The sequence below is a fragment of the Enterobacter cloacae complex sp. CARB60 genome (genome assembly GCF_036487345.1).
GTDB classification, from domain to species: Bacteria; Pseudomonadota; Gammaproteobacteria; order Enterobacterales; family Enterobacteriaceae; genus Enterobacter; species Enterobacter asburiae_D.
In genome coordinates this window covers 270,743-290,540 of the sequence record NZ_JAZKLC010000002.1, presented here as the reverse complement: position 1 = coordinate 290,540, position 19,798 = coordinate 270,743, and the positions used below count along the sequence as shown (strand labels likewise).

Annotated in this window: 36 protein-coding genes; 5 read left to right on the top strand and 31 right to left on the bottom strand. The window is 50.8% G+C overall.

Translation table 11 applies throughout. The annotated features are described in order from the left end of the window. Positions 1-46 precede the first annotated feature (46 nt). The 5 genes from def to mscL all read left to right on the top strand — a co-directional run bounded on the left by def (position 47) and on the right by mscL (position 4,832). Positions 47-556 carry a peptide deformylase gene (def, locus tag V4835_RS02405; protein WP_331411115.1) on the top strand — a complete coding sequence of 170 codons (510 nt, stop codon included), beginning with the start codon at positions 47-49 and terminating at the stop codon, positions 554-556. A 25-nt stretch (positions 557-581) separates the two neighbouring features. Beyond that, on the top strand, positions 582-1,529 hold the full coding sequence (fmt, locus tag V4835_RS02400) for a methionyl-tRNA formyltransferase (protein ID WP_331411114.1): 948 nt from the start codon (positions 582-584) through the stop codon (positions 1,527-1,529). A gap of 52 nt (positions 1,530-1,581) precedes the next feature. After that, a complete protein-coding gene (gene rsmB, locus V4835_RS02395; RefSeq protein WP_331411113.1) occupies positions 1,582-2,868 on the top strand; it encodes a 16S rRNA (cytosine(967)-C(5))-methyltransferase RsmB in 1,287 nt (428 codons plus the stop codon). Positions 2,869-2,890: 22 nt separating this feature from the next. Beyond that, positions 2,891-4,267 carry a Trk system potassium transporter TrkA gene (gene trkA / locus V4835_RS02390; protein ID WP_008503482.1) on the top strand — a complete coding sequence of 459 codons (1,377 nt, stop codon included), beginning with the start codon at positions 2,891-2,893 and terminating at the stop codon, positions 4,265-4,267. A 154-nt stretch (positions 4,268-4,421) separates the two neighbouring features. After that, complete coding sequence (gene mscL / locus V4835_RS02385; protein WP_023309449.1) at positions 4,422-4,832, top strand: large-conductance mechanosensitive channel protein MscL; 411 nt, start codon at positions 4,422-4,424, stop codon at positions 4,830-4,832. Here mscL and V4835_RS02380 read toward each other — a convergent pair whose 3' ends face one another. From V4835_RS02380 to rpsJ, 31 genes are all read right to left on the bottom strand, one after another. Then, on the bottom strand, positions 4,833-5,048 hold the full coding sequence (locus V4835_RS02380; RefSeq protein WP_063145680.1) for an alternative ribosome-rescue factor A: 216 nt from the start codon (positions 5,046-5,048) through the stop codon (positions 4,833-4,835). Positions 5,049-5,105: 57 nt separating this feature from the next. Then, entirely contained in the window at positions 5,106-5,531 is a 426-nt protein-coding gene (gene zntR / locus V4835_RS02375; RefSeq protein ID WP_331411112.1) for a Zn(2+)-responsive transcriptional regulator, read from the bottom strand. A 2-nt stretch (positions 5,532-5,533) separates the two neighbouring features. Beyond that, the gene (locus tag V4835_RS02370) at positions 5,534-5,902 is read right to left on the bottom strand and encodes a DUF1992 domain-containing protein (RefSeq protein ID WP_331411111.1); all 369 of its coding nucleotides are present in this window, start codon (positions 5,900-5,902) and stop codon (positions 5,534-5,536) included. A 107-nt stretch (positions 5,903-6,009) separates the two neighbouring features. After that, complete coding sequence (gene rplQ / locus V4835_RS02365) at positions 6,010-6,393, bottom strand: 50S ribosomal protein L17 (RefSeq protein ID WP_001216368.1); 384 nt, start codon at positions 6,391-6,393, stop codon at positions 6,010-6,012. 40 nt (positions 6,394-6,433) lie between these two features. Beyond that, positions 6,434-7,423, bottom strand: a complete 990-nt coding sequence (locus tag V4835_RS02360; protein WP_002919219.1) for a DNA-directed RNA polymerase subunit alpha — start codon at positions 7,421-7,423, stop codon at positions 6,434-6,436. Positions 7,424-7,448: 25 nt separating this feature from the next. After that, entirely contained in the window at positions 7,449-8,069 is a 621-nt protein-coding gene (gene rpsD / locus V4835_RS02355; RefSeq protein WP_004868345.1) for a 30S ribosomal protein S4, read from the bottom strand. A 33-nt stretch (positions 8,070-8,102) separates the two neighbouring features. Further along, positions 8,103-8,492 carry a 30S ribosomal protein S11 gene (gene rpsK, locus V4835_RS02350; protein WP_003863312.1) on the bottom strand — a complete coding sequence of 130 codons (390 nt, stop codon included), beginning with the start codon at positions 8,490-8,492 and terminating at the stop codon, positions 8,103-8,105. A 16-nt stretch (positions 8,493-8,508) separates the two neighbouring features. After that, the gene (gene rpsM, locus V4835_RS02345; RefSeq protein WP_003863308.1) at positions 8,509-8,865 is read right to left on the bottom strand and encodes a 30S ribosomal protein S13; all 357 of its coding nucleotides are present in this window, start codon (positions 8,863-8,865) and stop codon (positions 8,509-8,511) included. A gap of 146 nt (positions 8,866-9,011) precedes the next feature. After that, positions 9,012-9,128, bottom strand: coding sequence for a 50S ribosomal protein L36 (gene rpmJ / locus V4835_RS02340; RefSeq protein WP_000868187.1), 117 nt, complete (start codon positions 9,126-9,128; stop codon positions 9,012-9,014). 31 nt (positions 9,129-9,159) lie between these two features. Next, on the bottom strand, positions 9,160-10,491 hold the full coding sequence (gene secY, locus V4835_RS02335) for a preprotein translocase subunit SecY (protein WP_003863305.1): 1,332 nt from the start codon (positions 10,489-10,491) through the stop codon (positions 9,160-9,162). A 7-nt stretch (positions 10,492-10,498) separates the two neighbouring features. Then, complete coding sequence (rplO, locus tag V4835_RS02330) at positions 10,499-10,933, bottom strand: 50S ribosomal protein L15 (RefSeq protein ID WP_003863304.1); 435 nt, start codon at positions 10,931-10,933, stop codon at positions 10,499-10,501. Between the two features lie 3 nt (positions 10,934-10,936). Then, positions 10,937-11,116, bottom strand: a complete 180-nt coding sequence (gene rpmD, locus V4835_RS02325) for a 50S ribosomal protein L30 (protein ID WP_003863301.1) — start codon at positions 11,114-11,116, stop codon at positions 10,937-10,939. Between the two features lie 6 nt (positions 11,117-11,122). Beyond that, the gene (gene rpsE / locus V4835_RS02320) at positions 11,123-11,623 is read right to left on the bottom strand and encodes a 30S ribosomal protein S5 (protein WP_003863299.1); all 501 of its coding nucleotides are present in this window, start codon (positions 11,621-11,623) and stop codon (positions 11,123-11,125) included. Between the two features lie 14 nt (positions 11,624-11,637). After that, a complete protein-coding gene (rplR, locus tag V4835_RS02315) occupies positions 11,638-11,991 on the bottom strand; it encodes a 50S ribosomal protein L18 (protein WP_003863297.1) in 354 nt (117 codons plus the stop codon). 9 nt (positions 11,992-12,000) lie between these two features. Beyond that, positions 12,001-12,534 carry a 50S ribosomal protein L6 gene (gene rplF / locus V4835_RS02310; RefSeq protein ID WP_003863296.1) on the bottom strand — a complete coding sequence of 178 codons (534 nt, stop codon included), beginning with the start codon at positions 12,532-12,534 and terminating at the stop codon, positions 12,001-12,003. A gap of 12 nt (positions 12,535-12,546) precedes the next feature. Beyond that, a complete protein-coding gene (rpsH, locus tag V4835_RS02305) occupies positions 12,547-12,939 on the bottom strand; it encodes a 30S ribosomal protein S8 (RefSeq protein WP_006178918.1) in 393 nt (130 codons plus the stop codon). 30 nt (positions 12,940-12,969) lie between these two features. Continuing rightward, positions 12,970-13,275: a 30S ribosomal protein S14 gene (rpsN, locus tag V4835_RS02300; protein ID WP_003863291.1), complete on the bottom strand. Its 306-nt coding sequence runs from the start codon at positions 13,273-13,275 to the stop codon at positions 12,970-12,972. A gap of 14 nt (positions 13,276-13,289) precedes the next feature. Further along, a complete protein-coding gene (rplE, locus tag V4835_RS02295; RefSeq protein ID WP_001096206.1) occupies positions 13,290-13,829 on the bottom strand; it encodes a 50S ribosomal protein L5 in 540 nt (179 codons plus the stop codon). Between the two features lie 14 nt (positions 13,830-13,843). Continuing rightward, positions 13,844-14,158: a 50S ribosomal protein L24 gene (gene rplX / locus V4835_RS02290; protein WP_003863287.1), complete on the bottom strand. Its 315-nt coding sequence runs from the start codon at positions 14,156-14,158 to the stop codon at positions 13,844-13,846. Positions 14,159-14,168: 10 nt separating this feature from the next. Then, positions 14,169-14,540 (bottom strand): 50S ribosomal protein L14, encoded by a 372-nt coding sequence (rplN, locus tag V4835_RS02285; RefSeq protein ID WP_002919748.1) that lies wholly within the window; start codon positions 14,538-14,540, stop codon positions 14,169-14,171. Between the two features lie 166 nt (positions 14,541-14,706). Continuing rightward, positions 14,707-14,961 (bottom strand): 30S ribosomal protein S17, encoded by a 255-nt coding sequence (gene rpsQ / locus V4835_RS02280; protein ID WP_008503489.1) that lies wholly within the window; start codon positions 14,959-14,961, stop codon positions 14,707-14,709. Then, positions 14,961-15,152, bottom strand: coding sequence for a 50S ribosomal protein L29 (gene rpmC / locus V4835_RS02275; RefSeq protein ID WP_003863282.1), 192 nt, complete (start codon positions 15,150-15,152; stop codon positions 14,961-14,963). The genes rpsQ and rpmC overlap by 1 nt, the downstream gene beginning before the upstream one ends. Continuing rightward, positions 15,152-15,562 (bottom strand): 50S ribosomal protein L16, encoded by a 411-nt coding sequence (rplP, locus tag V4835_RS02270; RefSeq protein ID WP_002919759.1) that lies wholly within the window; start codon positions 15,560-15,562, stop codon positions 15,152-15,154. The genes rpmC and rplP overlap by 1 nt, the downstream gene beginning before the upstream one ends. 12 nt (positions 15,563-15,574) lie before the next feature. Next, entirely contained in the window at positions 15,575-16,276 is a 702-nt protein-coding gene (gene rpsC, locus V4835_RS02265; protein ID WP_000529945.1) for a 30S ribosomal protein S3, read from the bottom strand. A gap of 17 nt (positions 16,277-16,293) precedes the next feature. Further along, positions 16,294-16,626 (bottom strand): 50S ribosomal protein L22, encoded by a 333-nt coding sequence (gene rplV / locus V4835_RS02260; protein WP_002919773.1) that lies wholly within the window; start codon positions 16,624-16,626, stop codon positions 16,294-16,296. 14 nt (positions 16,627-16,640) lie between these two features. Continuing rightward, positions 16,641-16,919, bottom strand: coding sequence for a 30S ribosomal protein S19 (rpsS, locus tag V4835_RS02255; RefSeq protein WP_001138117.1), 279 nt, complete (start codon positions 16,917-16,919; stop codon positions 16,641-16,643). Positions 16,920-16,935: 16 nt separating this feature from the next. Further along, positions 16,936-17,757, bottom strand: coding sequence for a 50S ribosomal protein L2 (rplB, locus tag V4835_RS02250; protein WP_000301859.1), 822 nt, complete (start codon positions 17,755-17,757; stop codon positions 16,936-16,938). A 17-nt stretch (positions 17,758-17,774) separates the two neighbouring features. After that, positions 17,775-18,077, bottom strand: a complete 303-nt coding sequence (rplW, locus tag V4835_RS02245) for a 50S ribosomal protein L23 (RefSeq protein ID WP_000617546.1) — start codon at positions 18,075-18,077, stop codon at positions 17,775-17,777. Beyond that, a complete protein-coding gene (gene rplD / locus V4835_RS02240) occupies positions 18,074-18,679 on the bottom strand; it encodes a 50S ribosomal protein L4 (protein ID WP_000424395.1) in 606 nt (201 codons plus the stop codon). The genes rplW and rplD overlap by 4 nt, the downstream gene beginning before the upstream one ends. A 10-nt stretch (positions 18,680-18,689) precedes the next feature. Beyond that, entirely contained in the window at positions 18,690-19,319 is a 630-nt protein-coding gene (gene rplC / locus V4835_RS02235) for a 50S ribosomal protein L3 (RefSeq protein WP_006178923.1), read from the bottom strand. Positions 19,320-19,351: 32 nt separating this feature from the next. Next, positions 19,352-19,663 carry a 30S ribosomal protein S10 gene (gene rpsJ / locus V4835_RS02230; protein ID WP_001181005.1) on the bottom strand — a complete coding sequence of 104 codons (312 nt, stop codon included), beginning with the start codon at positions 19,661-19,663 and terminating at the stop codon, positions 19,352-19,354. Between the last annotated feature and the right edge of the window lie 135 nt (positions 19,664-19,798).

The window sequence follows — 19,798 nt, the reverse complement described above, 5'->3', positions numbered from 1 at the left end:
TAGAGAGAGTATTCTTATCAACTCCTGAACACGACTCTGGAAATTTATGGCAGTTTTGCAAGTGTTACATATTCCGGACGAGCGCCTTCGCATCGTCGCTGAACCGGTCAAAGAAGTGAATGCAGAAATCCAGCGTATCGTTGATGATATGTTCGATACCATGTACGCCGAAGAGGGCATTGGCCTGGCGGCGACGCAGGTGGACATTCACAAGCGTATTATCGTGATTGATGTTTCTGAAAATCGCGATGGCCGCCTGGTGCTGATCAACCCTGAGTTGCTCGAAAAGAGTGGCGAAACCGGTATCGAGGAAGGCTGTCTGTCCATTCCTGAACAGCGTGCGTTAGTGCCGCGTGCCGAAAAAGTGAAAATTCGCGCCCAGGATCGCGACGGTAATCCGTTCGAACTGGAAGCAGACGACCTGCTGGCGATTTGTATTCAGCATGAGATGGATCACCTGGTCGGTAAACTGTTTATCGATTATCTCTCGCCGCTGAAACAGCAGCGTATTCGTCAGAAAGTAGAAAAACTGGATCGTTTGCGTTCTCGCGCATAACGTCCCCCCGGATACAAGGATCATCGTGTCTAAAACACTACGAATTATCTTCGCGGGAACCCCTGATTTTGCAGCGCGTCATCTTGACGCGCTGTTATCTTCTGGTCACCAGGTTGTTGGCGTCTTTACCCAACCGGACCGTCCGGCAGGTCGCGGTAAAAAACTGATGCCGAGCCCCGTAAAGGTGCTGGCAGAAGAGCATGGGCTACCCGTTTTCCAGCCCGCATCGTTACGCCCACAGGAAAATCAGCAGCTGGTTGCTGACCTGAATGCCGACGTAATGGTGGTGGTGGCTTACGGTTTAATTTTGCCGAAAGCTGTGCTCGATATGCCTCGCCTGGGGTGCATCAACGTGCATGGGTCTCTGCTCCCGCGCTGGCGTGGTGCTGCACCTATCCAGCGCTCGCTGTGGGCAGGTGATGCCGAAACGGGCGTTACCATCATGAAGATGGACGTAGGTTTAGACACCGGCGATATGCTGTATAAACTGGCCTGCCCCATTACGCCAGACGATACCAGCGCCACGCTGTATGACAAACTGGCAGACCTCGGTCCACAAGGGCTTATCGAGACGCTCCAGCAGCTGGCTGATAATACGGCGAAACCGGAAGTTCAGGATGACGCGCTGGTGACGTATGCCGAAAAACTGAGCAAGGAAGAAGCGCGGATCGACTGGTCCCTTTCAGCCGCTCAACTTGAACGCTGCATTCGTGCTTTTAATCCGTGGCCAATGAGCTGGATGGAGATTGATGAGCAGCCGGTGAAAGTCTGGAAAGCCTCCGTCATTAGCGGTAATACCATGGCGGAACCCGGTACGATTGTTGACGCCAACAAGAACGGGATCCAGGTGGCGACTGCGCAAGGGATCCTGAATCTTGAATCGCTACAACCGGCCGGTAAGAAGGCCATGAGCGCTCAGGATCTGTTAAATTCCCGCCGCGAATGGTTTATTCCGGGCAATCGTCTTGCCTGAGCAAATTTATCCTTAAGGCCCGGTGTTTCCGGGCATTTTTATTTTTACGGTTATGAAAAAACAAAATCTACGCAGTATGGCGGCTCAGGCCGTCGAGCAGGTTATCGAGCAGGGTCAGTCATTAAGTAACGTCCTGCCTCCTCTGCAACAAAAAGTCTCTGATAAAGACAAAGCTCTGCTTCAGGAGCTCTGCTTTGGCGTTCTGCGCACGCTTTCTCAGCTTGAGTGGTTGATTAACAAGCTGATGTCACGCCCAATGACAGGCAAGCAGCGCACCGTCCACTATTTGATTATGGTGGGTTTTTATCAGCTTCTTCATACCCGCATCCCACCTCATGCCGCGCTGGCTGAGACGGTGGAAGGTGCCGTTGCGATTAAACGCCCTCAGCTGAAAGGGCTGATCAACGGCGTACTGCGTCAGTTCCAGAGACAGCAGGAAGAGCTTCTGGCTGAATTTACCCAAAGCGAAGCACGTTTTCTGCATCCGGACTGGCTGTTGAAGCGCCTGAAAAAAGCCTATCCACAGCAGTGGCAGGAAATTGCCGATGCCAACAACCAGCGTCCACCAATGTGGTTACGCGTGAATCGTAATCACCACACCCGTGACGCATGGCTGGCATTACTTAAAGAAGCCGGAATGAGTGGATTCCCGCATGAAGCCTATCCGGATGCTGTACGCCTGGCCTCACCGGCACCGGTGCATGCATTACCCGGTTTTGATGAAGGCTGGGTAACCGTACAGGATGCCTCGGCTCAGGGTTGCATGACCTGGCTTGAACCCCAAAATGGTGAGCAGATCCTCGATCTGTGCGCCGCGCCAGGGGGGAAAACGACGCATATTCTTGAAGTGGCTCCGCAGGCCAGCGTGATGGCAGTGGACGTCGATGAACAGCGTCTTTCACGCGTCTACGACAACCTCAAGCGTCTGGGCATGAAGGCTCAGGTTAAGCAAGGCGATGGACGCAAACCCGCAGAATGGTGTGGTGAAACACAATTCGATCGCATTTTGCTGGACGCCCCCTGCTCTGCAACCGGCGTTATTCGTCGTCATCCGGACATCAAGTGGCTACGCCGCGATCGTGATATTGAGGAACTTGCCCAACTGCAATCCGACATTCTCGACGCTATTTGGCCACATCTTAAACCTGGCGGAACGCTGGTCTATGCAACCTGCTCTGTACTGCCGGAAGAAAACAGCCAGCAAATCGCGGCCTTCATTAAACGTACCCCGGGTGCCGCGCTGCGCGATACGGGAACGCCTGAATCCCCGGGTCTGCAGAACCTGCCGGGTGCTGAAGAGGGTGATGGCTTCTTTTACGCTAAGCTAATCAAAGAGTGATGTTGAGAACAGGTCACGAGATATGAAGATTATCATTCTGGGTGCAGGACAGGTGGGCGGGACGCTGGCGGAAAACCTGGTTGGCGAAAATAACGACATCACAATTGTTGATACCAACGGCGATCGTCTGCGTGTTTTACAGGACAAGTTTGACCTGCGCGTGGTGCAGGGTCATGGTTCACACCCACGCGTTCTTCGTGAGGCGGGTGCCGACGATGCCGACATGCTGGTTGCGGTAACCAGTTCTGACGAAACCAACATGGTGGCCTGTCAGGTGGCCTACTCGCTTTTCAACACGCCAAACCGAATCGCGCGTATTCGCTCTCCGGACTATGTTCGCGATGCTGAAAAACTGTTTAATTCCGAAGCGGTCCCGATTGACCATCTCATCGCGCCAGAACAGTTGGTTATCGACAATATCTATCGTCTGATCGAATATCCGGGCGCCCTGCAGGTGGTGAACTTTGCCGAAGGAAAAGTGAGCCTGGCAGTGGTTAAAGCCTATTACGGTGGACCATTGATCGGCAATGCGCTTTCCACCATGCGCGAGCACATGCCGCATATCGATACGCGCGTCGCAGCCATTTTCCGTCACGACAGGCCAATCCGCCCGCAAGGTTCCACGATTGTCGAAGCAGGTGATGAAGTCTTCTTTATTGCGGCCTCACAGCATATTCGTGCGGTGATGAGTGAACTTCAGCGTCTCGAAAAACCCTATAAACGCATTATGCTGGTCGGCGGCGGCAATATAGGTGCAGGTCTGGCACATCGGTTAGAGAAAGATTACAGCGTAAAATTGATCGAGCGCGATCAACAGCGTGCTGCTGAACTGGCGGAAAAACTGCAAAATACGATCGTATTTTATGGCGATGCGTCGGATCAGGAGTTGCTGGCTGAAGAGCATATTGATCAAGTTGATCTCTTTATTGCCGTCACCAACGACGACGAGGCGAATATAATGTCCGCCATGCTCGCCAAGCGTATGGGAGCAAAGAAGGTCATGGTGCTTATTCAGCGCAAGGCGTATGTCGATCTGGTCCAGGGCAGCGTAATTGATATTGCCATTTCGCCGCAGCAGGCGACAATTTCCGCACTCCTGAGCCATGTTCGTAAAGCGGATATTGTCGGTGTATCATCGCTCCGCCGTGGCGTAGCGGAAGCCATAGAAGCCGTTGCTCACGGAGATGAAACTACGTCACGCGTCGTGGGCCGGTCGATTGACGAAATTAAGCTGCCACCAGGCACGATTATCGGCGCCGTTGTGCGCGGGAATGACGTCATGATTGCCAATGACAATTTACGTATTGAGCAAGGCGATCACGTAATTATGTTCCTTACCGATAAAAAGTTTATTACCGACGTCGAACGTTTATTCCAGCCAAGTCCATTCTTCCTTTAAACCTTTAAAGAATTGGGTGCTCGAGAAAGAGCACCCACACTTTATCCTTTTCATTTCTGTGCCTTTTATTTTTCATAACGTTTAATTATCCCGAATGGCAATTGGCTAATCATTTGTTAAACTTATACTCGTCAGCTGGCACAAGGAGAGAACAATGAGTTTTATTAAAGAATTTCGCGAATTTGCGATGCGCGGGAACGTGGTGGATTTGGCAGTGGGTGTCATTATTGGTGCAGCATTCGGCAAGATTGTTTCATCATTAGTGGCCGACATTATCATGCCACCTTTAGGGCTGTTAATCGGGGGCATTGATTTCAAACAATTCGCTTTCACACTGCGTGAAGCGCAAGGTGATGTTCCGGCAGTAGTTATGCACTACGGCGTATTTATTCAGAACGTATTTGATTTTGTGATTGTCGCGTTTGCCATTTTTATGGCTATCAAGCTGATCAACAGGCTCAACCGTAAAAAAGAAGAGCCGGCTGCAGCACCTGCACCAACCAAAGAAGAAGTGCTGCTGAGTGAGATCCGCGATCTGCTAAAAGAGCAGAATAACCGCGTATAATCAACAGATAAAAGCAGGAAGGCCAGTGGTAAATAAGCGATTCGCTTGCTTGCCACTGGCCTCCCAGTTACCCCGTTTTTCATGTTTGTTTTTACGCAGATAACTTCCTTTCCCTTTTTTATTCTTCTCAACGCGCTGCCTGAATAACGGGTCGTGAAGTAACGCCTCAATGGCATTGTCCTTAATTTGTCCTTTCGTGTGCTGATAGCGGCTCATAATGTCTCCAGAGCAGGGTTTATGACGACGGGAGTCTAGACCCGGATGAACTAAAAATCAACAGCCCAGTTTTTCTCCACTCGCTCCCTGTTCAAGGGCTTCGAGAATTGAACAGTAAATACTGCTGTGGGCCGTCCCGCAGCAGGCATCATTCAGCCTTTGCAGAGAGCGCTGCATGGTTTGCAACTCCTGAATGCGCGCTTCAACTTCATCCAGCCGGGCCTGCACAATGCTCTTAGATTCCTGGCAGGTGTGATGTTCCGGATCGATGCGGATCGATAATAACTCGCGGATCGAATCCAGCGTGAAGCCGAGCTGACGCGCGTAACGAATAAACCGCAGGCGCTGCAGATCGTTATCGGTATAAAGGCGAAAGCCCCCTTCAGTACGAACTTCATGATCGATCATCTGCTGCTTTTCGTAATATCGGATGGTATCCGGCGTGACGTTCGCAAGCTTAGCAAGTTCACCGATGCGGTACATAGCTACTCCTCTTTTATTTTCTGCATCACTCTTTCGCCGTATTCTCCGCGCAGAAAATCAGTGTTCATCCCAGCCTGACGCAGCTTGAGTTCAAGTAGGGCGAGGCGGCGGCTAAGTTCAGAGTATCGCGGATCGTCATGGCGGATCCCTTTGAGAAGATCGGCCAGTTCTACAGCCTCTCTGCGCTGTTCGAGCTCCGGAGGGAGACATCCTGCATTTTTAAGTAAACGGTATCCAGCCCGTAGTTCAGGCGCAATGTACGAATCATCATCAAGCACAAGGGGTTCGCCGCTCCCCGGGAGATCGTCGAATTCACCTTTACTTTGGGCATCGCGAATATGGCGTTCTGCCCACTGGTCAAGCAACCACATTACCAGCTCCAGGGGATGAACAGAATTGATACAGACATTGTAGAGAAGTGGGGATATCGCGGATATAAAAAAACCCGCCGGAGCGGGTTTTTTTACGTTACTACAGATTACTCTGCAGCAGCTTCTGCTTTCTCTGAACGATCAACCAGCTCGATGTAAGCCATCGGCGCGTTGTCGCCTGCACGGAAACCACACTTCAGAATGCGAGTGTAACCACCGGCACGGCTCGCGAAACGCGGGCCCAGTTCGTTAAACAGTTTTGCCACGATCTCGTTATCACGAGTACGGGCGAATGCCAGACGACGATTAGCAACGCTGTCAGTCTTGGCAAGAGTAATCAGCGGCTCAACTACGCGACGCAGCTCTTTCGCTTTAGGCAGGGTCGTCTTGATGATCTCATGACGAACCAGTGAACCTGCCATGTTGCGGAACATAGCCTGGCGATGGCTGCTGTTGCGGTTCAGTTGACGACCACTCTTACGATGGCGCATGACCTTATCCTTCTCAGTAAAACCTTAACCTGTGATCCGGTTACTCGTCAGCAATGCTTGCCGGTGGCCAGTTTTCCAGGCGCATGCCCAGAGACAGACCACGTGAAGCCAGCACGTCTTTAATCTCAGTAAGAGATTTTTTACCCAGGTTCGGCGTTTTCAGCAACTCAACCTCGGTACGCTGTACCAGATCACCGATATAGTGGATAGCTTCTGCCTTGAGGCAGTTAGCAGAGCGGACAGTCAATTCGAGATCGTCAACAGGGCGCAGCAGGATCGGATCGAATTCTGGTTTCTCTTCTTTCACTTCCGGCTGACGTACATCACGTAAGTCAACGAAAGCTTCCAGTTGTTCTGCCAGGATGGTTGCCGCACGACGAATCGCCTCTTCAGGATCGATTGTGCCGTTGGTTTCCATTTCGATGACCAGCTTGTCCAGGTCGGTACGCTGTTCTACACGCGCTGCTTCAACATTGTAGGCAATACGCTCTACAGGGCTATAGCATGCGTCGACCAGCAGACGGCCGATTGGGCGCTCATCTTCTTCCGAATGAATTCGGGCAGAAGCCGGCACATAACCACGACCGCGCTGAACTTTGATACGCATGCTAATAGCTGCGTTCTCATCGGTCAGGTGGCAGATCACGTGCTGCGGCTTGACGATTTCAACATCACCGTCGTGGGTGATGTCGGCTGCAGTCACAGGGCCAATGCCAGATTTATTCAGAGTAAGAATAACTTCATCTTTACCCTGAACTCTCACCGCCAGCCCTTTCAGGTTGAGCAGGATTTCAAGGATATCTTCCTGAACGCCTTCTTTGGTGCTGTACTCATGAAGTACACCATCAATCTCAACCTCGGTCACCGCGCAACCCGGCATCGATGAGAGCAGAATACGGCGCAGTGCGTTACCCAGAGTATGGCCAAAGCCACGCTCTAAAGGCTCAAGGGTCACCTTGGCGTGCGTCGAACTCACTTGCTCGATATCTACCAGGCGCGGTTTTAGAAACTCTGTCACAGAACCCTGCATTGTGTCCTCTCTTTGGTACTAAGCTTTACTTGGAGTAAAGCTCGACGATCAGGTGTTCGTTAATGTCCGCAGACAGATCAGAACGTTCTGGCTGACGCTTGAACGTACCTTCCATCTTGCCAGCATCAACTTCCAGCCAGGTTGGCTTTTCACGCTGCTCAGCCAGCTCCAGAGCGGCCTTCACGCGAGATTGCTTTTTCGCTTTCTCACGAATGCTAACAACGTCATTCGCTTTAACCTGATAAGAAGCGATGTTAACAACACGACCGTTTACCATGATTGCTTTGTGGCTAACCAGCTGACGTGATTCAGCACGAGTAGCGCCGAAGCCCATACGGTATACAACGTTGTCCAGACGACCTTCCAGCAGAGCCAGCAGGTTTTCACCTGTGTTGCCTTTCAGACGTGCTGCTTCTTTATAGTAGTTACGGAACTGACGCTCCAGCACACCGTACATACGGCGAACTTTTTGCTTTTCACGCAACTGCACACCATAGTCAGACAGACGCGGTTTACGCGCACCGTGCTGGCCAGGAGCTTGTTCAATTTTACACTTGGTATCGATCGCGCGAACGCCAGACTTAAGGAATAAGTCGGTGCCCTCACGACGGCTCAGCTTGAGCTTAGGACCCAAATATCTTGCCATTTTCTATCTCCAACTAACCTAAAAAACGGAGCGTTATACGCGACGTTTTTTCGGCGGACGACAACCGTTATGAGGGATCGGAGTCACATCAGTAATATTCGTGATGCGGAAACCAGCGGCGTTCAGAGCGCGAACAGTAGATTCACGACCCGGACCCGGACCTTTAACCATAACTTCCAGATTCTTGATGCCGTATTCTTTTACGGCTTCTGCGCAACGCTCTGCTGCAACCTGAGCTGCGAACGGAGTGGATTTGCGAGAACCACGGAAACCGGAACCACCGGCTGTTGCCCAACCCAATGCGTTACCCTGACGATCAGTAATAGTAACGATGGTGTTGTTGAAAGAAGCATGGATATGAGCCACGCCGTCAGAGACTTGTTTTCTTACACGTTTACGTGCACGAACTGGTGCCTTTGCCATTATTCAATCACCCCGATTATTTCTTGATCGGTTTGCGCGGACCCTTACGGGTACGTGCGTTGGTCTTAGTACGCTGACCGCGCACTGGCAGACCACGACGATGACGCAAACCGCGATAGCAACCAAGATCCATCAGGCGCTTGATGCTCATGCTGATTTCACGGCGCAGATCACCTTCAACGACAAATTTGGCAACTTCGTCACGCAGCGTGTCGATTTGTTCTTCAGACAGCTCACTGATCTTAACATCTTCAGCGATACCCGCTGCAGCCAGAATGGCTTTAGAACGGGTCTTGCCGACGCCGTAGATCGAAGTTAATGCGATCACAGCATGTTTCTGATCAGGAATGTTAATGCCTGCTATACGGGCCACTATGCACTCCTACTATTTAATATGTACGCACCATGCTGAAAAGCCCGTTTTCAGGATACTCAAATGGAAACGTACAGACATACAAAAGATTGGCTGGCTAATCTAGCCAGCTCAACCCAACTTTGCAAGAAAAATATGCGAAATAATCAGCCTTGGCGCTGTTTATGCTTCGGCTCGGCACTGCAAATCACACGGATGACACCATCACGCTTAACGATTTTGCAGTTACGGCATAATTTCTTGACGGAAGCACGAACTTTCATTTTTACTCTCCGTAACTTCTCAGACGACCATTTAGCGGCCGTAGCCTTTCAGGTTCGCCTTCTTCAATGCAGACTCGTACTGACTCGACATCATCAGAGTTTGCACTTGAGCCATAAAGTCCATAATCACGACAACAACGATAAGCAGTGAGGTCCCACCGAAGTAGAACGGTACTTTCATTGCATCACGCATGAACTCCGGGATCAGGCAGATAAAAGTAATATAAAGCGCACCAACCAAAGTCAGGCGAGTCATTACTTTATCGATATACTTCGCCGTTTGCTCTCCCGGACGAATTCCTGGTACAAATGCACCGGACTTCTTCAGGTTATCTGCTGTTTCACGCGGGTTGAAGACCAACGCCGTGTAGAAGAAACAGAAGAAGATGATCGCAGACGCATAGAGTAACACATAAAGTGGTTGCCCAGGCTGCAAATACAGCGAAATTGTTGTCAGCCAGTTCCAACCAGTACCGCCCCCGAACCATGACGCGATGGTTGCCGGGAACAGAATAATACTGGAAGCGAAGATAGCCGGGATAACCCCCGCCATGTTCACTTTCAGCGGTAAATGTGTGCTCTGTGCAGCATAGACACGACGACCTTGCTGACGTTTAGCGTAGTTCACCACAATGCGGCGTTGACCACGTTCAACGAAGACAACAAAGAACGTCACTGCAAATACTAATACTGCAACCAACAGCAACAGGAGGAAGTGCAGGTCGCCTTGACGCGCTTGCTCGATAGTGTGGGCGATGGCTGGCGGGAGGCCCGCAACAATACCGGCGAAGATAATGATTGAGATACCGTTACCGATACCACGCTCAGTAATCTGTTCGCCGAGCCACATCAGGAACATAGTCCCTGTGACCAGACTTACAACAGCGGTGAAGTAGAATGCAAAGCCCGGGTTTAACACCAGGCCCTGCATACCAGGCATATTCGGCAGACCGGTAGCAATACCGATCGACTGGAATATTGCCAGCACCAGAGTACCGTAACGGGTGTACTGACTAATCTTACGACGTCCAGACTCCCCTTCTTTCTTCAACTCTGCCAGGGCCGGATGAACGACCGTCAGCAGCTGGATAATAATAGATGCCGAAATGTACGGCATAATACCCAATGCAAAGATAGAAGCACGGCTGAGAGCACCACCAGAGAACATGTTGAACATTTCAATGATGGTGCCTCGCTGTTGCTCAAGCAGTTTGGCAAGTACAGCGGCATCGATACCAGGGATCGGAATAAAAGAGCCAATACGGAACACAATCAGCGCGCCGATAACAAACAGCAGTCTGCGTTTCAGCTCGCCAAATCCACCTTTGGCACTTTGAAAATCTAATCCCGGTTGCTTAGCCATCTGCTACTTATTCCTCAATTTTACCGCCAGCAGCTTCGATAGCAGCACGAGCACCTTTAGTAACACGCAGGCCACGAACAGTTACCGGAGTAGAAACTTCACCAGCCAGGATCACTTTCGCGAACTCGATCTGGATACCGATAATGTTTGCTGCTTTCAGCGTGTTCAGGTCTACAACGCCGCCTTCAACTTTCGCCAGGTCAGACAGACGGATTTCCGCTGTAATCGCTGCTTTGCGAGAAGTGAAGCCGAACTTCGGCAGACGACGGTACAGTGGCATCTGGCCACCCTCGAAACCGCGACGTACGCCACCGCCAGAACGAGAGTTCTGACCTTTGTGACCACGACCACCGGTTTTGCCGAGGCCAGAACCGATACCACGACCCAGGCGTTTACCCGCCTTTTTAGAGCCTTCGGCCGGAGACAGAGTATTTAAACGCATCTCTTACTCCTCAACTTTAACCATGAAGTAAACCGCGTTGACCATACCACGAACAGCAGGAGTATCCTCGCGCTCAACGGTATGACCAATACGACGCAGACCCAGGCCAAGCAGCGTTGCCTTGTGTTTCGGCAGACGACCGATTGCACTGCGGGTTTGAGTGATTTTAATAGTCTTTGCCATGGTCAATTACCCCAGAATTTCTTCAACGGATTTACCACGCTTGGCAGCGACCATTTCTGGAGAATTCATATTTTCCAGGCCATCAATAGTTGCACGAACCACGTTGATCGGGTTGGTGGAACCATATGCTTTGGCCAGAACGTTATGAACCCCAGCAACTTCCAGAACGGCGCGCATTGCACCACCGGCGATGATACCGGTACCTTCTGAAGCTGGCTGCATGAATACACGAGAACCCGTGTGAACACCTTTAACTGGGTGCTGCAGGGTGCCGTTGTTCAGCGCGACGTTAATCATATTGCGACGGGCTTTTTCCATCGCTTTCTGGATCGCTGCTGGAACTTCACGCGCTTTACCGTAACCAAAACCAACGCGACCGTTACCATCGCCTACTACAGTCAGAGCTGTGAAGGAGAAAATACGACCACCTTTAACGGTTTTAGATACGCGGTTAACCGCGATCAGCTTTTCCTGCAGTTCGCCAGCCTGTTTTTCGATGTGAGCCATCTTACACCTCTACCTTAGAACTGAAGGCCAGCTTCACGGGCAGCATCTGCCAGTGCCTGGACACGACCATGATATTGGAACCCGGAACGGTCAAAGGAAACATTGCTGATGCCTTTTTCCAGAGCGCGTTCTGCAACAGCTTTACCTACAGCTGCAGCGGCGTCTTTGTTACCGGTGTACTTCAATTGTTCTGAGATAGCTTTTTCTACAGTAGAAGCAGCTACCAGAACTTCAGAACCGTTCGGTGCAATTACCTGTGCGTAAATATGACGCGGGGTACGATGTACCACCAGGCGAGTTGCACCCAGCTCTTTGAGCTTGCGGCGTGCGCGGGTCGCACGACGGATACGAGCAGATTTCTTATCCATAGTGTTACCTTACTTCTTCTTAGCCTCTTTGGTACGCACGACTTCGTCGGCGTAACGAACACCCTTGCCTTTATAAGGCTCAGGACGACGGTAGGCGCGCAGATCTGCTGCAACCTGACCGATCAGCTGTTTATCAGCGCCTTTCAGCACGATTTCAGTTTGAGTCGGACATTCTGCAGTGATACCGGCCGGCAGCGGATGCTCAACAGGGTGTGAGAAGCCCAGAGACAGGCCTACTGCATTCCCTTTGATAGCTGCACGATAACCTACACCAACCAGCTGAAGCTTTTTAGTGAAGCCTTCGGTAACACCAACAACCATTGAGTTCAGCAGGGCACGCGCGGTACCAGCCTGAGCCCATCCATCCACGAAACCATCACGTGGACCGAAGGTCAGAGCATTATCTGCATGTTTAACTTCAACAGCTTTGTTGAGGGTACGAGTCAGCTCGCCGTTTTTACCTTTGATCGTAATAACCTGACCGTCGATTTTTACATCAACGCCGGCAGGAATAACGACCGGTGCTTTAGCAACACGAGACATTCTTTCCTCCGATTAGGCTACGTAGCAGATAATTTCGCCACCAAGACCAGCTTGGCGCGCTGCACGATCAGTCATAACACCTTTAGAGGTAGAAACAACTGCGATACCAAGACCAGCCATAACTTTTGGCAGCTCATCTTTTTTCTTATAGATGCGCAGGCCTGGGCGGCTGACACGCTGAATGCTTTCTACAACAGCTTTACCCTGGAAATACTTGAGAGTAAGTTCCAGTTCCGGCTTGGTGTCGCCTTCAACTTTAAAATCTTCGATAAAACCTTCTTCCTTCAGCACGTTGGCAATTGCCACTTTCAGCTTGGCGGAAGGCATGGTGACCGCAACTTTGTTCGCGGCCTGACCGTTACGGATACGGGTCAGCATATCCGCGATCGGATCTTGCATGCTCATCTGTCTTTACTCCCGTGATTCAATTGGTAATTACCAGCTAGCCTTTTTCAAGCCTGGCACTTCACCGCGCATAGCGGCTTCACGCAGTTTGATACGGCTCAACCCAAACTTGCCCACATAACCATGTGGACGACCTGTTTGACGACAGCGGTTACGCTGACGAGACGGGCTGGAATCACGCGGCAGAGACTGCAGCTTGAGAACCGCATTCCAACGATCTTCGTCGGAAGCGTTCACATCAGAAATGATCGCTTTCAGTTCAGCGCGTTTAGCGAAGAATTTATCAGCTAAAGCTACGCGCTTTACTTCGCGTGCTTTCATTGATTGCTTAGCCATTCAGTAACCCTACCTTACTTGCGGAACGGGAAGTCAAAGGCAGCCAGCAGAGCACGGCCTTCTTCGTCAGATTTCGCAGTAGTGGTAATGGTAATATCCAAACCACGCACGCGGTCGACTTTATCGTAGTCGATTTCTGGGAAGATGATCTGCTCACGGACACCCATGCTGTAGTTACCACGACCGTCGAAAGACTTAGCGGACAAGCCACGGAAGTCACGGATACGTGGAACAGCAATAGTGATCAGGCGCTCAAAGAACTCCCACATGCGTTCGCCACGCAGAGTTACTTTACAGCCGATCGGATAGCCCTGACGGATTTTGAAGCCTGCAACAGATTTGCGTGCTTTGGTGATCAGCGGTTTTTGACCGGAGATTGCTGTCAGGTCAGCTGCTGCGTTATCCAGCAGTTTCTTGTCAGCGATCGCTTCACCAACACCCATGTTCAGGGTGATCTTCTCGACCCGAGGGACTTGCATGACAGAATTGTAGTTAAACTCAGTCATGAGTTTGTTAACTACTTCGTCTTTGTAGTAATCATGCAGTTTCGCCATCGTACTACTCCAAATTACTTGATAGTTTCGCTGTTAGACTTGAAGAAACGGACTTTTTTGCCGTCTTCGAATCTAAAGCCTACACGGTCAGCCTTGCCGGTAGCCGCATTGAAGATTGCAACGTTAGAAACCTGAATAGCAGCTTCTTTTTCAACGATGCCACCTGGTTGGTTCAGGGCCGGAACCGGCTTCTGATGTTTCTTAACCAGGTTGATACCTTCAACGACAAGTTTGCCGGAAGACAGAACATTTTTTACTTTACCGCGTTTACCTTTATCTTTACCGGTTAACACGATAACTTCGTCATCACGACGGATTTTCGCTGCCATGATTCGCTCCTTAGAGTACTTCTGGTGCCAGAGAGATAATTTTCATGAACTTCTCAGTACGAAGTTCACGAGTTACCGGCCCAAAGATACGCGTGCCGATAGGCTGCTCGCTGTTATTGTTTAAAATAACGCATGCATTACCATCGAAGCGAATGACAGAACCGTCAGGGCGACGAACACCCTTCTTGGTGCGCACCACTACCGCCTTCAGCACATCACCTTTTTTGACCTTACCACGTGGAATTGCTTCCTTGATGGTGATCTTGATGATGTCGCCTACGCCTGCGTAGCGACGGTGCGAGCCACCCAGAACCTTGATACACATTACGCGACGTGCACCGGAGTTGTCGGCGACGTTCAGCATAGTCTGTTCTTGGATCATTTTAGTGCTCCGCTAATGTCAACTACTACCTGAGACTCTAAAATCAGAGCCGTTAAAAAGCCCCATATCGAGGGCGCGGCATTATAACACCGCTTCTGCAATATGGGTAGAAAAAATAAACGGCTCATCGCTGAGCCGTTTATTCGTATTGAGAAGGCGTACTGTATTACAGAACCGCTTTCTCTACAACGCGAACCAGCGTCCAGGACTTAGTCTTGGACAGTGGACGGCATTCACGGATTTCAACCTTGTCGCCGATACCACATTCGTTGTTCTCGTCATGTACGTGCAGTTTGGTCGTACGCTTGATGAATTTACCGTAGATCGGGTGTTTCACAATACGTTCGATAGCTACAACAATGGATTTCTCCATTTTGTCGCTAACAACACGACCTTGCAGAGTACGGATTTTATCGGTCATTACGCACCCGCCTTCTGAGTCAGTAAAGTCTTAACGCGTGCAACATTGCGACGCACTTGCTTCAGCAGGTGAGTCTGTTGCAGCTGGCCACTTGCAGCCTGCATACGCAGGTTGAACTGCTCACGCAGCAGGTTCAGCAGCTCAGCGTTCAGCTCTTCAACGCTTTTTTCACGCAGCTCTTTTGCTTTCATTACATCACCGTCTTAGTTACAAAGGTGGTTTTGATAGGCAGTTTCGCTGCTGCCAGGCCGAAGGCTTCACGGGCCAGCTCTTCCGGAACACCGTCCATTTCATAAAGGACTTTGCCCGGTTGGATCAAGGCAACCCAGTACTCCACGTTACCTTTACCTTTACCCATACGAACTTCCAGCGGCTTCTCGGTGATCGGTTTGTCCGGGAATACACGGATCCAGATCTTACCTTGACGCTTAACTGCACGGGTCATTGCACGACGTGCTGCTTCGATCTGACGTGCAGTCAGACGACCACGGCCAACAGCTTTCAGACCGAAAGTGCCGAAGCTAACATCCGTACCCTGCGCCAGACCACGGTTGCGGCCTTTGTGCACTTTACGGAATTTTGTACGCTTTGGTTGTAACATCAGCGACGCTCCTTATTTACGGCCTTTACGCTGCTGCTTTTTAGGTTGAGCAGCCGGTTTTTCCGGTTGTTCAACAGCAGCCATACCACCCAGGATCTCACCTTTGAAGATCCATACCTTAACGCCGATTACACCGTAAGTGGTGTGCGCTTCAGAGGTGTTGTAGTCGATGTCAGCACGCAGAGTGTGCAGCGGTACGCGACCTTCACGGTACCATTCGGTACGTGCGATTTCCGCGCCGCCCAGACGGCCGCTAACTTCAACTTTAATACCTTTAGCGCCCAGACGCATTGCGTTCTGTACAGCACGCTTCATAGCACGACGGAACATAACACGACGTTCCAGCTGTGAAGTGATGCTGTCAGCAACCAATTTAGCGTCCAGTTCAGGCTTACGAACTTCAGCGATATTGATCTGTGCAGGAACGCCAGCGATATCCGCTACGACCTTGCGCAGTTTTTCTACGTCTTCGCCTTTCTTACCGATAACGATGCCAGGGCGAGCAGTGTGAATAGTCACACGGATGCTCTTAGCTGGACGCTCGATAACGATACGAGATACAGACGCTTTAGCCAGTTCCTTAGTCAGGTACTGACGTACTTTAAAATCGCTGTCCAGGTTGTCAGCGAATTCTTTGGTGTTCGCAAACCAGGTAGAGTTCCATGGTTTTACAATACCCAGGCGAATACCATTAGGATGTACTTTCTGACCCATTGCTAGTCTCCAGAGTCTCAGCGATCGGACACAACCACAGTAATGTGGCTGGTGCGCTTCAGGATGCGATCTGCACGACCTTTCGCACGCGGCATAATGCGCTTCATGCTTGGGCCTTCATCTACGAAAATTTTCGCGACTTTCAGATCGTCGATGTCAGCGCCATCGTTGTGTTCAGCGTTAGCAATGGCAGATTCCAGTACTTTCTTGACCAATACCGCAGCTTTCTTGTTGGTATAGGTCAGGATGTCCAGGGCCTGCGACACTTTCTTACCGCGAATCAGGTCAGCAACAAGGCGAACCTTCTGAGCAGAAGAACGAGCATGGCGATGTTGAGCTAAAGTTTCCATCTCTTCCTCCTACCTTATTTCTTCTTCGCTTTTTTATCAGCAGCGTGGCCGCGATAAGTACGAGTCGGTGCGAATTCACCCAGTTTGTGACCAACCATTTCGTCGGTAACAAAGACTGGAACGTGCTGACGACCATTATGGACAGCGATGGTCAAACCGATCATGTTAGGAAAGATCGTTGAACGACGGGACCAAGTGCGCAGGGGCTTCTTGTCTCCGCTTTCCACCGCTTTCTCTACCTTCTTCAGCAAGTGCAGGTCAATAAAAGGACCTTTCTTGAGAGAACGTGGCATGGCTTATCCTCTAAAATTATTTGCTACGGCGACGTACGATAAATTTATCAGTACGCTTGTTGCTGCGGGTCTTCTTACCTTTGGTCTGAACGCCCCACGGAGTTACCGGGTGCTTACCAAAGTTACGACCTTCACCACCACCATGTGGGTGGTCGACTGGGTTCATCGCAGTACCGCGAACGGTAGGACGAACACCACGCCAGCGTGCAGCACCTGCTTTACCCAGAACGCGCAGCATATGCTCAGCATTGCCAACTTCGCCCAGAGTAGCGCGGCAGTCTGCTTCGACTTTACGCATTTCACCAGAACGCAGACGCAGGGTGACATAAGCACCATCACGAGCAACGATCTGAACGTAAGTACCAGCGGAACGTGCCAGCTGACCGCCTTTACCTGGTTTCATTTCTACGTTATGAACGGTAGAACCAACCGGGATATTGCGCATCGGCAGGGTGTTGCCTGCTTTGATTGCAGCATCAACGCCAGACTGAATCTGGTCGCCAGCTTTCAGGCCTTTAGGGGCCAGGATGTAACGGCGTTCGCCGTCTTTGTACAGAACCAGCGCGATGTTCGCGGAACGGTTCGGATCGTACTCAAGACGTTCAACAACTGCTGGGATACCGTCTTTGTTGCGTTTGAAGTCAACAATACGATAAGCCTGCTTGTGGCCACCACCGATGTGACGAGTGGTGATACGGCCATTGTTGTTACGACCACCGGATTTGCTGTTTTTTTCCAGCAACGGAGCAAAAGGTTTGCCCTTGTGCAGCTCAGGGTTAACCACTTTAACTACGTGGCGACGACCCGGAGATGTCGGTTTACATTTAACAACTGCCATTGTATTACTCCTCCGACTTACTCAGCGCCGCCAACGAAGTCCAGATTCTGGCCTTCTTTCAGGGTGACGTAAGCTTTTTTCCAGTCGCTACGACGACCGATACGCTGTCCGTGACGTTTAACTTTCCCTTTAACTACCAGGGTGTTAACGACTTCGACTTCGACTTCAAACAGTTTCTGCACAGCAGCTTTGATCTCTGCTTTGGTCGCGTCTTTAGCAACTTTGAGAACGATGGTGTTTGTTTTTTCCATCGCAGTAGACGCTTTTTCAGAAACGTGCGGTGCGCGAAGCACCTTCAGCAGACGTTCTTCACGAATCATGCCAGCATCTCCTCAACTTGCTTAACAGCATCAGCAGTCATTACGACTTTGTCGAAGGCGATCAGGCTAACCGGGTCGATACCAGTCGCATCGCGTACGTCAACCTTGTGCAGGTTACGTGCGGCCAGGAACAGGTTCTCGTCCAGCTCACCGGTGATGATCAGCACATCTTCCAGAGCCATGTCTTTCAGTTTCTGTGCCAGCAGCTTAGTTTTAGGCGCTTCAACAGAGAACTTCTCGACAACGATCAGACGATCCTGACGTACCAGTTCGGACAGAATGCTTTTCAGCGCGCCGCGGTACATCTTTTTGTTAACTTTTTGACTGTGGTCCTGTGGACGCGCAGCGAAGGTCACGCCACCTGAACGCCAGATCGGGCTCTTGATAGAACCTGAACGCGCACGGCCGGTACCTTTCTGGCGCCATGGCTTTTTGCCAGAACCAGTTACTTCAGCACGAGTCTTCTGAGCACGAGTACCCTGACGAGCACCAGCTGCATAAGCAACTACAACCTGGTGAACCAGCGCTTCGTTGAAATCACGACCGAAGGTAGTTTCGGAAACAGTCAGCGCGCTCTGCGCGTCTTTCAATACTAATTCCATTGCTATCCCCTTACGCCTTCACAGCTGGTTTAACGATCAGGTCGCTACCGGTTGCACCCGGAACTGCACCTTTAACCAGCAGCAGGTTGCGCTCAGCGTCAACACGTACTACGTCCAGGCTCTGAACGGTTACACGTTCGTTACCCAGCTGACCTGCCATTTTCTTGCCTTTGAACACTTTGCCCGGAGTCTGGTTCTGACCGATAGAACCCGGAACGCGGTGAGACAAGGAGTTACCGTGGGTAGCGTCCTGGGTACGGAAGTTCCAGCGCTTAACGGTACCAGCAAAACCTTTACCTTTAGAGGTACCGGTTACGTCAACTTTTTTAACGTCAGCAAACAGCTCAACGCTAATGTCCTGACCTACGGTGAACTCTTCGCCTTCAGCAAGACGGAATTCCCACAGACCACGGCCAGCTTCTACGCCAGCTTTAGCGAAGTGACCCGCTTCTGGTTTGGTTACACGGTTAGCTTTTTTAGCACCAGTGGTCACCTGAACAGCGCGGTAGCCATCGTTAGCCAGATCTTTAACCTGAGTAACGCGGTTTGCTTCAACTTCGATTACGGTTACTGGGATTGAAACGCCATCTTCAGTGAAGATGCGGGTCATGCCCACTTTTTTACCGACTAAACCAATCATTGTATCAACCTCTCAATCGCTCGATGACCTGATTAACCCAGGCTGATCTGCACGTCTACACCGGCAGCCAGATCCAGACGCATCAGAGCATCAACGGTTTTCTCAGTTGGCTCAACGATGTCAACCAGACGCTTGTGAGTGCGGATTTCGTACTGATCGCGCGCGTCTTTGTTGACGTGCGGAGAGATCAGAACGGTGAAGCGCTCTTTGCGGGTCGGCAGCGGGATCGGACCACGGACTTGCGCACCAGTGCGCTTAGCAGTCTCGACGATTTCCGCGGTTGATTGATCGATCAGACGATGATCAAACGCTTTAAGGCGGATACGGATTCTTTGGTTCTGCATGAGACCAGAGCTCCAATTATTTTATAAACGAAAATGATTACTCCTCAAACCCATTACGATTGATGGGAGAGTGTAACCGTTCTTACGTAGCTCCCCAATTGGGAGCATTGTTGAGTAACAAAATGAGCTACTCTG

Excerpts from the sequence above, each read along its gene's own strand:
- rplX (WP_003863287.1), bottom strand. The coding sequence starts at position 14,158 with ATGGCAGCGAAAATCCGTCGTGATGACGAAGTTATCGTGTTAACCGGT.
- trkA (WP_008503482.1), top strand. The coding sequence starts at position 2,891 with ATGAAGATTATCATTCTGGGTGCAGGACAGGTGGGCGGGACGCTGGCG.
- rpmJ (WP_000868187.1), bottom strand. The coding sequence starts at position 9,128 with ATGAAAGTTCGTGCTTCCGTCAAGAAATTATGCCGTAACTGCAAAATC.
- rpsC (WP_000529945.1), bottom strand. The coding sequence starts at position 16,276 with ATGGGTCAGAAAGTACATCCTAATGGTATTCGCCTGGGTATTGTAAAA.
- rpsE (WP_003863299.1), bottom strand. The coding sequence starts at position 11,623 with ATGGCTCACATCGAAAAACAGGCTGGCGAACTGCAGGAAAAGCTGATC.
- zntR (WP_331411112.1), bottom strand. The coding sequence starts at position 5,531 with ATGTACCGCATCGGTGAACTTGCTAAGCTTGCGAACGTCACGCCGGAT.
- rpmD (WP_003863301.1), bottom strand. The coding sequence starts at position 11,116 with ATGGCAAAGACTATTAAAATCACTCAAACCCGCAGTGCAATCGGTCGT.
- rplC (WP_006178923.1), bottom strand. The coding sequence starts at position 19,319 with ATGATTGGTTTAGTCGGTAAAAAAGTGGGCATGACCCGCATCTTCACT.
- rpsD (WP_004868345.1), bottom strand. The coding sequence starts at position 8,069 with ATGGCAAGATATTTGGGTCCTAAGCTCAAGCTGAGCCGTCGTGAGGGC.
- rplB (WP_000301859.1), bottom strand. The coding sequence starts at position 17,757 with ATGGCAGTTGTTAAATGTAAACCGACATCTCCGGGTCGTCGCCACGTA.
- V4835_RS02370 (WP_331411111.1), bottom strand. The coding sequence starts at position 5,902 with ATGTGGTTGCTTGACCAGTGGGCAGAACGCCATATTCGCGATGCCCAA.
- rplO (WP_003863304.1), bottom strand. The coding sequence starts at position 10,933 with ATGCGTTTAAATACTCTGTCTCCGGCCGAAGGCTCTAAAAAGGCGGGT.
- rplN (WP_002919748.1), bottom strand. The coding sequence starts at position 14,540 with ATGATCCAAGAACAGACTATGCTGAACGTCGCCGACAACTCCGGTGCA.
- V4835_RS02360 (WP_002919219.1), bottom strand. The coding sequence starts at position 7,423 with ATGCAGGGTTCTGTGACAGAGTTTCTAAAACCGCGCCTGGTAGATATC.
- mscL (WP_023309449.1), top strand. The coding sequence starts at position 4,422 with ATGAGTTTTATTAAAGAATTTCGCGAATTTGCGATGCGCGGGAACGTG.
- rsmB (WP_331411113.1), top strand. The coding sequence starts at position 1,582 with ATGAAAAAACAAAATCTACGCAGTATGGCGGCTCAGGCCGTCGAGCAG.
- rplD (WP_000424395.1), bottom strand. The coding sequence starts at position 18,679 with ATGGAATTAGTATTGAAAGACGCGCAGAGCGCGCTGACTGTTTCCGAA.
- rplV (WP_002919773.1), bottom strand. The coding sequence starts at position 16,626 with ATGGAAACTTTAGCTCAACATCGCCATGCTCGTTCTTCTGCTCAGAAG.
- rplE (WP_001096206.1), bottom strand. The coding sequence starts at position 13,829 with ATGGCGAAACTGCATGATTACTACAAAGACGAAGTAGTTAACAAACTC.
- V4835_RS02380 (WP_063145680.1), bottom strand. The coding sequence starts at position 5,048 with ATGAGCCGCTATCAGCACACGAAAGGACAAATTAAGGACAATGCCATT.
- rplF (WP_003863296.1), bottom strand. The coding sequence starts at position 12,534 with ATGTCTCGTGTTGCTAAAGCACCGGTCGTTATTCCTGCCGGCGTTGAT.
- rpsK (WP_003863312.1), bottom strand. The coding sequence starts at position 8,492 with ATGGCAAAGGCACCAGTTCGTGCACGTAAACGTGTAAGAAAACAAGTC.
- rplQ (WP_001216368.1), bottom strand. The coding sequence starts at position 6,393 with ATGCGCCATCGTAAGAGTGGTCGTCAACTGAACCGCAACAGCAGCCAT.
- rpsQ (WP_008503489.1), bottom strand. The coding sequence starts at position 14,961 with ATGACCGATAAAATCCGTACTCTGCAAGGTCGTGTTGTTAGCGACAAA.
- def (WP_331411115.1), top strand. The coding sequence starts at position 47 with ATGGCAGTTTTGCAAGTGTTACATATTCCGGACGAGCGCCTTCGCATC.
- rpsH (WP_006178918.1), bottom strand. The coding sequence starts at position 12,939 with ATGAGCATGCAAGATCCGATCGCGGATATGCTGACCCGTATCCGTAAC.
- rpsJ (WP_001181005.1), bottom strand. The coding sequence starts at position 19,663 with ATGCAGAACCAAAGAATCCGTATCCGCCTTAAAGCGTTTGATCATCGT.
- rpmC (WP_003863282.1), bottom strand. The coding sequence starts at position 15,152 with ATGAAAGCAAAAGAGCTGCGTGAAAAAAGCGTTGAAGAGCTGAACGCT.
- secY (WP_003863305.1), bottom strand. The coding sequence starts at position 10,491 with ATGGCTAAGCAACCGGGATTAGATTTTCAAAGTGCCAAAGGTGGATTT.
- rpsN (WP_003863291.1), bottom strand. The coding sequence starts at position 13,275 with ATGGCTAAGCAATCAATGAAAGCACGCGAAGTAAAGCGCGTAGCTTTA.
- rplP (WP_002919759.1), bottom strand. The coding sequence starts at position 15,562 with ATGTTACAACCAAAGCGTACAAAATTCCGTAAAGTGCACAAAGGCCGC.
- rpsS (WP_001138117.1), bottom strand. The coding sequence starts at position 16,919 with ATGCCACGTTCTCTCAAGAAAGGTCCTTTTATTGACCTGCACTTGCTG.
- rplR (WP_003863297.1), bottom strand. The coding sequence starts at position 11,991 with ATGGATAAGAAATCTGCTCGTATCCGTCGTGCGACCCGCGCACGCCGC.
- rplW (WP_000617546.1), bottom strand. The coding sequence starts at position 18,077 with ATGATTCGTGAAGAACGTCTGCTGAAGGTGCTTCGCGCACCGCACGTT.